This is a genomic window from Actinoplanes italicus, from assembly GCF_003001815.1.
GTDB lineage: Bacteria > Actinomycetota > Actinomycetes > Mycobacteriales > Micromonosporaceae > Actinoplanes > Actinoplanes italicus.
In genome coordinates this window covers 365,151-378,082 of the sequence record NZ_PVMZ01000005.1, presented here as the reverse complement: position 1 = coordinate 378,082, position 12,932 = coordinate 365,151, and the positions used below count along the sequence as shown (strand labels likewise).

The 12,932-nt window shown below is 69.2% G+C and carries 11 protein-coding genes; 7 read left to right on the top strand and 4 right to left on the bottom strand.

Going from position 1 to position 12,932, the window contains the following annotated elements:
• The first annotated feature begins 1 nt into the window (after position 1).
• From CLV67_RS15570 to CLV67_RS15560, 3 genes are all read left to right on the top strand, one after another.
• Positions 2 to 1,930: an AfsR/SARP family transcriptional regulator gene (locus tag CLV67_RS15570; RefSeq protein WP_106318836.1), complete on the top strand. Its 1,929-nt coding sequence runs from the start codon at positions 2 to 4 to the stop codon at positions 1,928 to 1,930.
• Positions 1,931 to 1,978: 48 nt separating this feature from the next.
• The gene (locus tag CLV67_RS15565; RefSeq protein ID WP_106319125.1) at positions 1,979 to 2,404 is read left to right on the top strand and encodes a YybH family protein; all 426 of its coding nucleotides are present in this window, start codon (positions 1,979 to 1,981) and stop codon (positions 2,402 to 2,404) included.
• A 626-nt stretch (positions 2,405 to 3,030) separates the two neighbouring features.
• The gene (locus CLV67_RS15560) at positions 3,031 to 3,405 is read left to right on the top strand and encodes a DivIVA domain-containing protein (protein ID WP_106318835.1); all 375 of its coding nucleotides are present in this window, start codon (positions 3,031 to 3,033) and stop codon (positions 3,403 to 3,405) included.
• Between the two features lie 148 nt (positions 3,406 to 3,553).
• Here CLV67_RS15560 and CLV67_RS15555 read toward each other — a convergent pair whose 3' ends face one another.
• A complete protein-coding gene (locus CLV67_RS15555) occupies positions 3,554 to 3,994 on the bottom strand; it encodes a YybH family protein (RefSeq protein ID WP_106318833.1) in 441 nt (146 codons plus the stop codon).
• Positions 3,995 to 4,057: 63 nt separating this feature from the next.
• Between CLV67_RS15555 and CLV67_RS15550 the strand changes: the two genes are divergently transcribed.
• The 4 genes from CLV67_RS15550 (at position 4,058) to CLV67_RS15535 (ending at position 8,413) form a co-directional block, all read left to right on the top strand.
• Positions 4,058 to 4,432, top strand: a complete 375-nt coding sequence (locus CLV67_RS15550; protein WP_106318831.1) for a YciI family protein — start codon at positions 4,058 to 4,060, stop codon at positions 4,430 to 4,432.
• Positions 4,433 to 4,518: 86 nt separating this feature from the next.
• Positions 4,519 to 5,745, top strand: coding sequence for an RNA polymerase sigma factor (locus CLV67_RS15545; protein ID WP_239166189.1), 1,227 nt, complete (start codon positions 4,519 to 4,521; stop codon positions 5,743 to 5,745).
• A 43-nt stretch (positions 5,746 to 5,788) separates the two neighbouring features.
• Entirely contained in the window at positions 5,789 to 7,477 is a 1,689-nt protein-coding gene (locus CLV67_RS15540) for a SulP family inorganic anion transporter (RefSeq protein ID WP_239166190.1), read from the top strand.
• A gap of 48 nt (positions 7,478 to 7,525) precedes the next feature.
• The gene (locus tag CLV67_RS15535) at positions 7,526 to 8,413 is read left to right on the top strand and encodes a phosphatase PAP2 family protein (protein WP_106318827.1); all 888 of its coding nucleotides are present in this window, start codon (positions 7,526 to 7,528) and stop codon (positions 8,411 to 8,413) included.
• On the opposite strand, the gene CLV67_RS15530 is transcribed toward CLV67_RS15535, so the two are convergent.
• The 3 genes from CLV67_RS15530 to CLV67_RS15525 form a co-directional block, all read right to left on the bottom strand.
• Entirely contained in the window at positions 8,410 to 10,566 is a 2,157-nt protein-coding gene (locus tag CLV67_RS15530) for a tetratricopeptide repeat protein (RefSeq protein ID WP_170153879.1), read from the bottom strand. The genes CLV67_RS15535 and CLV67_RS15530 overlap by 4 nt on opposite strands.
• A 74-nt stretch (positions 10,567 to 10,640) precedes the next feature.
• Positions 10,641 to 11,081 carry a hypothetical protein gene (locus CLV67_RS51095; RefSeq protein WP_146169163.1) on the bottom strand — a complete coding sequence of 147 codons (441 nt, stop codon included), beginning with the start codon at positions 11,079 to 11,081 and terminating at the stop codon, positions 10,641 to 10,643.
• 123 nt (positions 11,082 to 11,204) lie between these two features.
• Positions 11,205 to 12,884, bottom strand: a complete 1,680-nt coding sequence (locus CLV67_RS15525) for an HEXXH motif domain-containing protein (protein ID WP_239166191.1) — start codon at positions 12,882 to 12,884, stop codon at positions 11,205 to 11,207.
• Between the last annotated feature and the right edge of the window lie 48 nt (positions 12,885 to 12,932).

Here is a 12,932-nt window from a genome sequence, read left to right as displayed (position 1 = left end):
AATGATCACCGTGCGGCTGCTCGGAGGACCTGCCGTCGAGGGGGACGGCCGGCCCGTCCGGCTGCCGCGGGGACGCAAGACGTGGGCGCTGCTCGGCTACCTGCTGCTGGCCGAGCGGCCCCCCAGCCGCAAACACCTCGCCGAGCTGCTCTTCGCCGACGCCGACGACCCGCTCGGTGCGTTGCGCTGGGCACTGGCCGAGCTGCGCCGAGCCCTCGGCGGCGCCGTCGAGGTCACCGGCGACCCGGTGCGCGCGACACCCGCCCCGGATGTGCTCATCGACGTCCACGCTCTGACCAGAACCGCCGCCCTGGCCACCCCTTCCGCTGTGGCCGATCCTCCCGCCCCGGCCGGCCCTCTCGCCCTGGCCGCCCCTTCCGCTGTGGCCGATCCTCCCGCCCCGGCCGACCCTCTCGCCCTGGCCGCCCCTTCCGCGCCGGCCGACCCTCTCGCTCTCGCCGACGGTGAGTTGCTCGAAGGCGTTCAGCTGGCGTCCTGTCTGGAGTTCGAGTCGTGGCTGCTGGTCGCCCGGCACCGGACGTCGGCCGCCGTGGAGGCACGGCTGCGGGAGACCGCGGCCCGGCTGATCGCCCAGGGCCGGGCCGGAGCGGCGGTGGCTTACGCCCAGCGGGCGGTGGCCCGCAACCCGCTGGAGGAGAGCAATCACGAGCTGCTGGTACGAAGCCTCGCCGTCGCCGGTGACGCGATGGCGGCCCAGCGCCAGATCGCGGTCTGCCGTGACCTGCTACGACGTGAACTCGGCGTGGAGGCGTCGGCCAGCCTGAGCGAGGCCGCCGACGTCGGCACCGGCTCGTCGATGGTGCGGCCGGTGGGCGGGCGGTCCGCCGCGATCAGCCAGCTGGAGGCGGGGCGGGCCGCCATCGCGGCCGGCGCGGTCGACGCCGGTGTGCAGTGCCTGCGCCGGGCCGTCGTCGAGGCGGAGAGCTGCGGCGACGACGCGCTGCGCGGCCGGGCGATGCTCGCGCTGGGCGCCGCACTGGTGCATGCGGTGCGTGGCCGCGACGAGGAGGGCGGGGTGGTCCTGCACGAGGCGATCACCCACGCGACCCGCGCCGGCGACCGGGCCACCGCCGCCTCCGCCCACCGTGAACTGGGCTTCGTCGAGGTGCAGGCCGGCCGCCGCGAGACCGCCGACGGCTGGCTCGCCAGGGCGGCGGAGCTGGCCGAGGACGACAAGGAACTCGCGGCCGTGCTCGGCGTACGAGGAATGAACGCCTCCGACCGCGCCGACTACCCGGCGGCGCTGGCGTGGCTGCGGGAGTCGGCCGAGCGGGCCGAAAGGGCGGAGGCTCGCCGTCAGCAGGCCTGGACGCTGGCGATCCTTGCCCGCGCGCACGTGCTGCGCGGGGAGTACAGCCAGGCCCGGCACGAGCTGACCCGGTCCACCGACCTGATCCGCGCCGACCGCTGGATGGCCTTCCTGCCGTGGAACCAGGCGTTCAGCGGCGAGCTCCTCCTGCTCGACGGCGACCTGGGAGCGGCCGGCGACGAGCTGGAACAGGCGTGGGGAATGGCCTGCCAGATCAGCGACCCGTGCTGGGAGGCGGTAGCCGCCCGCGGCCTTGGCCTGCTCAGCGCCACCCGAGGCCGCCGCGACGAGTCCACGCACTGGTTCAGCGAGGCGGCCACGCGCAGTGTCCGGGTGTCCGATCGCTACCAGTGGGTCCGCGGCTACGTCCTCGACGCGGCCGCCGCGACCGCCCTCGACCAGGGCGAACCCGACCGGGCGCGCCCGATCGTCGACACGCTCGCCGAACTGGCCGCCCGCTGCGACATGCGTGAACTCGTCGTCCGCGCCCAGCTTCACCGGGTCCGCCTCGGCGATCCCGGTGCGCTGGCCGGGGCCCGGCTGCTCGGCGGCGAGATCGACAACCCGGAACTGGCCAGGATGCTCACCACGGTGCGGTAGGCGTGTCGTCACCGGCTCGCCCCGCTCCCGGAGTTAAGCTGGGTGGGCATGACAGACTTCGATGAAACTCCTCGTCATGCCCCAGCGGATCCGATCGGCCCGGTCACGGATCCCACCGCTCATGCGGCCGCCTTCCGTGCGGCTTTCGCCTCCGGTTCGAGTGCCGTCATCGACCGTTTCTACGAGCCGGGCGCTCTGCTGATCCCGGGGCGGGGAGAATCACGCAGCGGCCAAGCGGAGCGCGCTTCAGCGTACGACCATCTCCTGGGTTTCGGTGTCCCCATGCTCACCGAGACCCGGCATCTGCACGTCGCCGGCGACATCGCACTGTCGATCGTCGACTGGTCGATGCGCGGCACCGCCCGCCAGGGCTTCCCGCTCGACCTGCACGGCGTCTCGGCCGACGTGCTGCGCCGAGGCTCCGACGGACGCTGGCGCTACGTCATCGACAACCCCTTCGGCACCACCGCCTGACATCAACCCCTGCGCCCCGCCCGGCAACGTGGTGACCTACGCCCACCCGCGAGCCGCATGTCACCACGCAACCCGGTTCGCCCGGCAGCGTGGTGATCTACGCCTACCCGCGAGCCGCATGTCACCACGCAACCCGGTTCGCCTGGCAGCGTGGTGACCTACGCCTACCCGCGAGCCGTAGGTCACCACGCGATGTGGTTTGCCTGGCAGCGTGGTGATCTACGCCTACCCGCGAGCCGCATGTCACCACGCAACCCGGTTCGCCTGGCAGCGTGGTGATCTACGCCTACCCGCGAGCCGTAGGTCACCACGCAACCCGGTTTGCCTGGCAGCGTGGTGATCTACGCCTACCCGCGAGCCGCATGTCACCACGCAACCCGGTTCGCCTGGCAGCGTGGTGATCTACGCCCACCCGCGAGCCGCATGTCAACACGCAACCTGGTTCGCCCGGCTGTGTGGTGACCTACGCCTACCCGCGAGCCGCACGTCACCACGCAACCCGGTTCGCACGGCTGTGTGGTGATCTGTGCCCGTGGGCGAGCCGTAGGTCACCACGCCAGGTGAGGACGCGCTGGTTGTTTGCGTCGGGAGGGCTGTCGGCGGCCTGATCGGCCACAATCGGCGGCATGGCATCGGCGATCTACGATGCGGGAATGTCGCAGGATTTCACCGTGGTGTTGCGCGGATATGACAGGCAGCAGGTGGACGAACTGCTCGGCCGCGGGTTCGACGCGCTCGGGGAGGACAGCGGGCCGGCGCGGCGGGCGGCGGCTCGGGACGCGCTTCGGGCGGCCTCGTTTGATGTGACGTTGCGTGGTTACGACCGGATGCAGGTCGACAAGACCGTGGAGAAGCTGCTGCGGGAGCTTGATGGGCCGGCACCGGCCGAGGATTTGTGGGTGATTCTGGGGTCGGTTCTGCGGATCCCGGAGCCGACCGACCAGTCGATCGTCGACGAGGTTCGGCGGCTCCGGGATCTGGCCGACCGGCACGGTTGGTGAGAGCGGACCGGGACGCGTTGGAGGAGCGGACCGGCACGGTTGGTGAGAGCGGACCGGGACGCGTTGGAGGAGCGGACCGGGACGCCTTGGGGGATCGGACCGGCACGGCCCGTGAGAGCCGACCGGCACGGCCTGTAGGGGCGGCGAGTCAGTCGGCCGGGGCGGGGTCCGGGGTCAGGTCGGTGGAGGCGCGGAACGAGCCGTCCATCTCGAACGGGACCGACTCGTGTTCGTGGGTTACCAGCCAGCGGCCGTCGATGCGGCGCAGGCCCAGCGTCACCCGGAACCACAGGGTGAAACCCTCGTCCGCGCCGCGCGGTACCGCTGACAGGCTGTCGATGCTGGTCGCGAAGGCCACGTCGCCGTCGGTGGTGATCTCCAACTGGGTCACCTCGCGGCGTGGCGGCGCCTCGAAGTTCGCCATCCAGGTCTCGAGGGCGGCCGGGTTCTGAGACTCCGCCGGCTGGCGTAGCGGCGGGGCGAGGTTGAACTCGACGAAGCCGGGTGCGTAGTAGGACAGGATGGCCTTGGCGTCGCCGGTCTCCAGCAGCGCGGCCTTGCGTTCGATGACTTCTCTGATCTCGTTCATGCCGTGATGTCGAAGCCGGGGCCCGCGGTTTCGACATCACGATGACAGAGAAGAGGAGAAAGCATGAAATACCTGATCCTGATCCAGTCGAACCCGCAGTCGCTGGCCGTTTGGGAGACGCTCGACGATGAGCAGCGGACCGACTTCGGGCTGGGCCACCTGCGGCTGACCGAGGAGATGCGCGAGGCCGGTGTGCTCGTGGTGAGCGAGGGGCTTGGTGATCCGGCCCTGGCCACCCAGGTGTCGGTGCGCGACGGGAAGACGATCACGTCCGACGGGCCGTATGCCGAGGTCAAGGAGCATCTGGCCGGTTTCTACCTGATCGACGTCGCCGATGTCGACGAGGCGGTCGCCTGGGCCGCGAAGGCGCCCGACGCCGCGTACACCCGGGTCGAGGTCCGCCCGATCCTCGACATGAGCACGTGGGATGCGGCCTGAGCACGTGGGATGCGGCCTGAGCACGTGGGATGCGGCCTGAGCACGTGGAATGCGGCCCTGAGTCACGTGGGAAGCAGCGTGAGCAAGTGGGAGATCTGACCGGGCTGCCGGACCTGCTGCGTGAATGCGCGCCGCAGGTCCTGGCCGCCGTGGTCCGCCGCTACGGGGACTTCGACGCCTGCGAGGACGCGGTGCAGGAGGCGCTGATCGCGGCGGCCCGGCAGTGGCCGGACACCGGCATCCCGGACCACCCGCGCAACTGGCTGATCACCGTGGCGAGTCGCCGCCGGGTGGAGTCGCTGCGCAATGAGGTGGCGCGCCGGCGTCGCGAGGAGGCGGTCCGGCACGATCCGGAGCCGGAGGTGCGCGGTGACGACGAGCTGACCCTGCTGCTGCTCTGTTGTCATCCGGCGCTCAGCGTTCCGGCGCAGGTGACACTCACTCTGCGGGCGGTCGGTGGGCTGACGACCGCGGAGATCGCGCGGGCGCTGCTGCTGCCGGAGGCCACCGTGGGGCAGCGGATCAGCCGGGCCAAGCAGCGGATCCGCGACACCGGTACCCGCTTCGAGACGCCCGCCGACCTCACGGCCGTACGACATGTGCTTTATCTGATCTTCAATGAGGGTTACACGGCCAGCTCCGGCGACCAGCTGAACCGGGTGGATCTGACGCGGGAGGCGATCCGGCTGACCCGTCAGCTGCACCGGCGGCTGCCGGACGACGGCGAGGTGGCCGGGTTGCTCGCGTTGATGCTGCTCACCGACGCGCGCCGGCCCGCGCGTACCGCATCTGACGGCACCCTGATCCCGCTCGCCGAGCAGGACCGCGGTCTCTGGGACGCGGCCGCGGTCGCCGAGGGCGTCGCGATCATCACCGACGCGCTGGCGCGGGCCCCGATCGGGCCCTTTCAACTACAGGCCGCGATCGCCGCGATTCATGACGAGGCGGCGCGGGCCGAGGACACCGATTGGCCACAAATCCTTATTTTGTACGGGATGCTGCACGCACTGGCGCCGAGTCCGATGGTCACGCTGAACAGGATTGTGGCCGGTGCCATGGTCCACGGGCCGGAGGCGGGGCTGGCCGCCCTCGACAGGGTGGCCGGGGATCCGGTGCTGGCCCGCCACCACCGCACCGCCGCGGTGCGAGCCCACCTGCTGGAGCTGGCCGGTGACCGTGCCGGGGCGCGGGAGCAGTATCGCCTGGCCGCTCGACTCACGCTCAGCCGGCCCGAGCAGCGCTACCTCGAGTCGTGCGCCGCCCGGCAAACCCTGCCCGCCGAGGATGAGGCCCCGAGGGGCCCGGCGGAGTAGCGTCTCGTCGACGTTCGATTCTTGAACAGCGGGAGGCGGTGCGGTGAACACCGACTGGGTGCCCGGGGTGCGGGTGGCGGCCACCTATGAGCGCAAGTGGCTGCCCCGCGACGTGCTTGCCGGGATCGTGCTGACGACGCTGCTGGTGCCGCAGGGTATGGCGTACGCGGAACTCGCCGGGCTGCCCGCGATCACCGGTCTCTACACGTCGGTGTTGTGCCTGCTGGCGTACGCCGTCTTCGGCCCCTCTCGCATTTTGGTTCTGGGCCCGGACTCCTCACTGGGCCCGATGATCGCCGCGGTGATCCTGCCGATCGTCGTCTCCGGTGGCGACCCGGCCAAGGCGGTGGCGCTGGCCTCGATGCTGGCGCTGATGGTCGGGGCGATGATGACCGTGGCGGCAGTCGCCAAGCTCGGTTTCGTCGCCGACCTGCTGTCGCGTCCCACCCAGCTCGGCTACGTGAACGGGCTGGCGCTGACGATCCTGATCGGGCAGCTGCCGAAACTGTTCGGGTTCTCGGTCGACGGGGAGGGGCTGCTCGCCGAGGCGGCCGGGTTCGTGCGCGGGGTCGCCGACGGGAAGACCGTGCCGGCCGCGCTCGCCATCGGCGTGGGCGGGCTCATCGTGATCCTGGTGCTGCGCCGGTGGCTGCCGAAGGTGCCGGGCATTCTGATCGCGGTGGTCGGCGCGATCGTGGTGACCGTGTGGTTCGGCCTGACCGAGCGGGGCGTGGACGTGGTCGGGCCGCTGCCGCAGGGGTTCCCGCCGTTCACCATTCCGACCGTCGAGTGGTCGGAGCTGGGTCTGCTGGCCGCCGGGGCACTCGGCATCACCCTGGTCTCGCTGACCGACACCATCTCGACCGCTTCGACGTTCGCCGGGCGTACCGGCCAGGAGGTCCGCGGCAACCAGGAGATGATCGGCATCGGGACCGCGAACCTGGCGGCCGGCCTGTTCCAGGGTTTTCCGGTCAGCACGAGCGGCTCGCGGACCGCTGTGGCCGAGAGCGCCGGCGCCCGCAGCCAGCTCACCGGGGTGGTCGGCGCGGCCGCGATCACGCTGCTGCTGGTCTTCGCGCCCGGCCTGCTGAAGAACCTGCCGCAGCCGATGCTGGCCGCCGTGGTGATCGCGGCGTCGCTGTCGCTGGCCGACGCGGCCGGTATGCGGCGGCTCTGGCGGCAGCGGCGCACCGAGTTCGTGCTGGCGCTGGCCGCGTTTCTGGGTGTGGCGCTGCTCGGGGTGCTGCCCGGCATCGCGGTCGCGGTCGGGTTGTCGGTGCTCAACGTGTTCCGGCGGGCGTGGTGGCCGTACCGGACCGAGCTGGGCCGGCCCGACGAGGTGGCCGGCTACCACGACGTGCGGGTCTACCCGGACGCCGAGCGAATCCCCGGGCTGGTGATGTTCCGTTTCGACGCGCCGCTGATCTTCGCGAACGCGCGTACGTTCCGTGACGAGGTGCGGCATCTGGCACGAGCCGAGCCGAAACCGGCGTGGATCCTGGTCGCGGCCGAGCCGATCACCGACGTCGACACGACCGCCGCGGACATGCTGGAGGACCTCGGCGCCGAACTCGACGACCTGGGCGTACGGCTGGTGTTCGCCGAGCTGAAATCGCCGGTGCTGGAGAAACTCGGGCGATACAAGATGCACGAGTCCCTCGATCCGGCCCGGTTCCATCCGACGATCGAGAGCGCGGTCGCGGCCTACCGCACCCGCGGTATTCCTGCTTGACGCCGACCCGTACGCTCAGTCGCTCGACAGCGGGGAGGCGGACGGCGGATGGTCATGGTGAGACGGCCCGGCGCCGGTTATCTGCTGGCTCCGGTGGTCGTCGCCGCCCTCGCCGCCGCAGGTGTGGTGGCCACCTACCGGGTGTTCGTCGGCACCATCTCCGGGCAGTGGCTGGACACCGCCGCGATGTTCGGCACCGACGTCGAGCATCCACGGTTCGCCGACATCGTCAGCCGCACGATGGACGCCACCACCCTGTCGAGCCTCGTGATCGTCTGCATCGTCGCGGCCGCGGTCGGGATCCTCCGTAAACGGCCCGACCTCGCGATAGCGGCCGCCGTGCTGGTACTCGCCGCCAACGGCACCACCCAGGTGCTCAAGGACTCGTTGCCGCGGCCGCCGTTCGATGGGCTGACCTACCCGAACTCGCTGCCGAGCGGCCACGCCACGGCTGCGGCGTCGGTGGCGTTCGCGCTGGTCCTGGTCCTGCCGCCGGCGTTGCGGGCCACCGCTGCGCTGATCGGCGCCGCCTACACCGCGGTGATCTCCATCGGCACCCTGTGGGCGCAGTGGCATCGGCCCAGCGACGTCGTCGCCGCCGTGCTCGTCGTGCTCGCCTGGGGTGCGGCAGCCGTCCTCGGTGTGCGGCTGGCGCGGTGGCGCAAGGCGGCCCGGCCCGGCCGCCCGAGCTGGCTGGGTATCGTCCCGCTGCTGGTGACGGCGGTGGTCACCGCGCCGATCACGGTGGCGGGGTTGCTTCTCGGGAAGACGTCGGAGAGCATGACGACCACTCCGGAGCCGAGCCGGTTGACGTTCCTCACCGGTGCGGCCGGAACCGCCGCCGTGGTGGCGATCGGCTTCCTGGCCTGGCTCTGGCTCACCACCGACGACGAGCTGAGACCCGAACGGGATGCAGGCGTCCCTCGTACTTCCTAAGGGCTTTGTGCTCGACCGAGTATGTCCCGTGCGAGGCGGGTGTGCGGGTGGTCCGAGCCGAGCAACCGAATATGATCATCGACCAGTTGCCGAAGGTCCTGGGCGGAGATGTCACCGAGGGCGGCGCGCCAGTGGGCAAGGAACCGGCGGGTGATCAGGGTGCGAGGATGGTCGGGGCCGAGCTCCTCCAAGTGGTCCCGAAGCACGGCCGACAGCGCATCGGCCGCACCTGCCGGATCGCCGGCATAACCGTGCCAATCGGCCAGATAGCGGCGGCTGGTGAGGGTGTGAGGATGCATCGGACCTAGAACTCTGGCGAAGTCGGGCACGAGTTCGGCGTACTCCTGTGCCGCGCCCTGCGCGTCGCCGGCCTGGCCGCGCCAGTTGGCTAGGTGTGCGCGTGTGGTGAGGGTGAATGCGTCACCGGGGCCAAGAGTTCTCGTGACGTCCGCCAGAAGCATTTCCGTCTGGGCCACTGCGAGTGCCGGATCACCGCTTCGGGCGGTCCAGTCGGCGATGCCGCGCCGGATGTCCAAGGTGACGGCGTCCGTAGGTCCGAGTGCCTCGATGCAATCGGGAAGTAGTTCTTCCAATGCGCGGCGAGCGTCGTCCGGTCGTCCGGACTCGCCGCGCCACCGAGCGAGGTCTCTCCGCACGGTCAGAGTTAGCCGGTGCTCGTGGCCCAGAGCACCCGAACAGTCCGCCAGTAGTTCCTGCAGTTGTTCCGCAGCCATGGCCTGCCGACCGTTCTCGCCTATCTGATAGGCGATGTCCAGTCGTGTCGCAAGCGTGTCGGGATGAGCCGAGCCGAGGGTATTCAGCTGACTGTTCAGTTGCTGCTCCAGAACGGTGATCGCCGATCGGGGTAACCCGGCTTCGTTCGTATCGCGTCCGTACCGGAAGACGATCGGGTGAACGTCAGGTTCGAGGAGGAACCGGTCGCTGTTTCGACGGAGTGCCGTGGCGTTGGCCCGAATGAGCTGAGCGCGAGCTTCGTCGTGCCGGGTGGCTGGCCACAGCTCCAACAGCGCGTCGGCTGCCGCGGTGGCGAGGGGAAGCTGATACTCGTCGGGTGTCGCTTCCCGGCTTGCCCGCTGGACTAGCGCGTGTACTTGGATCGTCATAGCGCCGTCGTCTGTCCCAAGACCGACCAGTCCCAGGCGGTACAGGGTTCGGATGGCATCACGCGCATCGTCATTGTCGACGGTTCGCCCCAGCCGTAGCCGGTAATAATCCGTGACCGCACGGGTCGTGAACAACTCGCTTGGGATCCCATTGGGGTCGAGCAGCGCGGCAATCTGCAATACCACCCGTGTGATTCCCTCTGTCGCCCCGTCGGCGATATCGACGGACAGTGCCCAGGTGGTGTCCACAGCGGTCTCCTGATCGTCGGGTAGTAGATGCGGGCGGAGCGCTGACAGCCGACGACGTGACAGTCTTCGCCGATAGTCGACACAGGTCAGGTCCTGGTCCAGCATGTAGGTGACCGCTTGGGCCAGCGCGAGTGGAAGCCGACCCAGATCGGCCGCCAGTTGGTCGGCCTCACTCACTCGAGTCAGCCGGTCGCCGAGTCGTGTGCGGAGGTACGCGATCGACTCTTCGTTGGTGAAGCTGCCAACCTCGATCACTGCCCGACCAGTTGTCAATGCGGTGTCTCGGCGCCGGGTCGTGACAATCGTACGACCGGAGGGGGTGGTCGGCGGCCACAGGCCGATCATGTCCGCCGGTTCAGTGAGGTCGTCCAGAACGACGAGCCAACGGAGCCGTGTTGTGGCAAGCCATGCGAGAAAGCGTGCGGCGCATTCTCGCGTATCGATTGCCTGACAGCCGGCAACCTCCCTGGCTGCCTGCGCATACCGATTGACGATATTCGTCGTCGACGTCGCGGTCACCCAGACGAGCAGGTCGATTCGGCCCGTGGTCCACCAGCGGTCGGCGAGGTGGGCCACGATCTGGGTCTTGCCGACGCCGCCGAGTCCGGTCAGTATCTGCCCACCTGAGTCGGTCTGTCCGGCTGCGGCATCCAGGTCTTGGTCCGCATGCCGGGTGAGCCGTCCGGAAATCGGCCGAGGGACCACGCCGACGCGGTGTGGCCAGGTGATCTCCGGTCCTGGCCGACCATTGACGCTGACGTTTCCATGGAATACGCCCACCGGGCCCATTCCCGTGGCGACGCGGACGCCTGGTTCGCTGGGCCGGTGAAGCATCCGGCCGGGAGAAGGTGGCCCTACGTTGCTCCCGGCTTGGCCGGGGGGTCTGGAACCCGGCCATACGACACGGTGATCGGGCCGTTCATGGTCCCTGCGGTAGGCCCGTAGGCGGTGTCTATCTGAATCGATGTGTTGCCGGTCTCCTCGACCCTGTAGAGACCCGCTTGTACCTGTTCCGGATGTGTGAGTGTGAGTAGCCGTATGGCCGCCGCCAAGATGGCCTGATCCTGGTCGGCGCCACTGGCCGCAAGATCGGATCCGAGAGACGCCTCCCAATGGCCGGGCTCGTCCTCCACTGATTCCAGAACATCCTGGGCTTTCGGCCTCCCTGTCAATCGACGACGTATCGCATTACGCAGGCTGTCGTACGCTTCGGCAACCGCCGCTCTGGCGACATCCTGAGAGGCCGCTGCGGCCCCTGCCGCCAGGGCCGCTGCGATCAACTCGATACCGGTCACCCGCTGATCACCTCCGGTGATGGGATGGGTCCGATTCTGTCACCATCAGTGTCTACTTTCCACGCAGCTGACGCGAACGTGGCCGTTGCCGGTGCGTTTCCGCGCCTGCCGACCGCCCTTCGCCTATCCGTCCACTCGCCAGCTCACTGGGTCCGGCTCGGCCAGCATGTGAGCGGGAATCCCCGCCTGGATCCAGGCCGCCAATCGTTCCGGGTCCGCGGCTCCCGCCGACTGATGACGCGCCACGGCCAGGACCAGTTCCGGGCGACCCATCAGTGCCGATGTTTCCGGGCCTCCGCCGGCCAACGCGTAGCCGACCCAGAGGTGTGTACTCGCCGGCTCCCGCGACAGGGCCTTCAAATAGCCCTGTCGTGCCTGATCGTGGTCGCCGGTGATCAGAGCATGGTCGGGTGCAGTCGCACCTTCGACGGGTGCGGGCCCAACGGCCCCGGTGAACAGGTACTGCCGAGTGAGCACCGCCCGGGTGTCGAACCAGCCGATGTCCGGTTCAGCGACCACGGCTGCGTTCGGGCCGCCATCACGGAAGAGCGCCGAAGGCAGCGGATCGCCGCGTTCCCATGCGGTCATCAGAATCTCTTCCGCGGCGGGCCCCAGGCGGACGTTATGACCCCGCCACATACTCCGATGGTCTGCGGCCATCCGCCGGGCCGCGGTGAGTGCGCACTCCGGCACCGGCAGATCGACGACGCCCTGCATTCGATTGAGCAGATGACTCACGAAACGTTTGCCGCTATCGGTCAGCAGACCGCTGCCGGCCAGGGTACGCAGGCCGACGCTCACCTGCCGACGCCATAACGCGAATTCGAAGTGCGCTACGGCAGCCTCCCCACCTGCGACATTTCGCCGATGGACCTGCCAGAAGTCGACGATCCCAGAGAATGCGTACACCCCTTGCAACAGGCCCGACAGCGGTCGAGGGTCGTCGCGCCAAGGTGCGTAGAAACGCACCGAGGCAGCCTCCTTCGTGAGAGTGAGAAGGTGCAGCAGAGCGCCCAGTTTATTGTGCTGCGTCTCATGGACAAGCGTCATGGCGAGCTGTGTCGGATCGTCCGGCGCCGAGAGGAGGGCGCCCCCGAACGACTCGACGCCGGAAGCCGACAGAGGACGGTAAGGCTCGGCGGCAGGGAGCGGTGTAAGTGCTCTGAGAGTGGCCGAGATAGAAGGTGCTCGACCCGGCTGCTCCCTTACCAGGATTGTCCAGGCCTGTTCGAGATTGGATCGCCATTTCTCGATCTGTGCTGCGCTGAGGGGTGCTGGAGGTGTCGGCCGTCGTGCGTCCCGGAACGGGTCCCGATCCAACAGCTCGACGCTCAGGGATGTGCCTCCGCCGTCGATCTCGACCACGATGGAGGGGTGCCAGGAGGGATGGCCATCATCGGCCGGCACGCTGACGTCCCCGGCGGTGATGGTCACCCGACCGTCGCGTGAGTGCACGACTGCTGTGCCGGACTTCAAAGGCAGAGTCGCCGCACCTATGGTCGGCAGGGTCACCGTTCCGTGCGTGACGGGGACCGCCAATTGGAAATCCAGCCCGGCGCGGATCGCGGAGGCGGCAGCGAGGGAATGCAGATAGCCGACGTCGAGCCACAGTGGTTGCACCGCGGGATGGGGATGCATCGACCGGCGAGCAGTTTGAACGGCCCAGAGCCCGACCGTCGGCCAGGTGAGGATCCGATCGACGGCCGGCGGGTCGACGGCCGCTGCGGCAGTCAGCAATCTCCAGGCGTCGTCAAGCGGCAGAAGCGGTCCACAGATGTCGTCGTGCTGATCGAGCGATTCCATCAGGTAACGAAGCAAGGCGAGCCGCCAGCTTCGTTCGGTATGCCACAG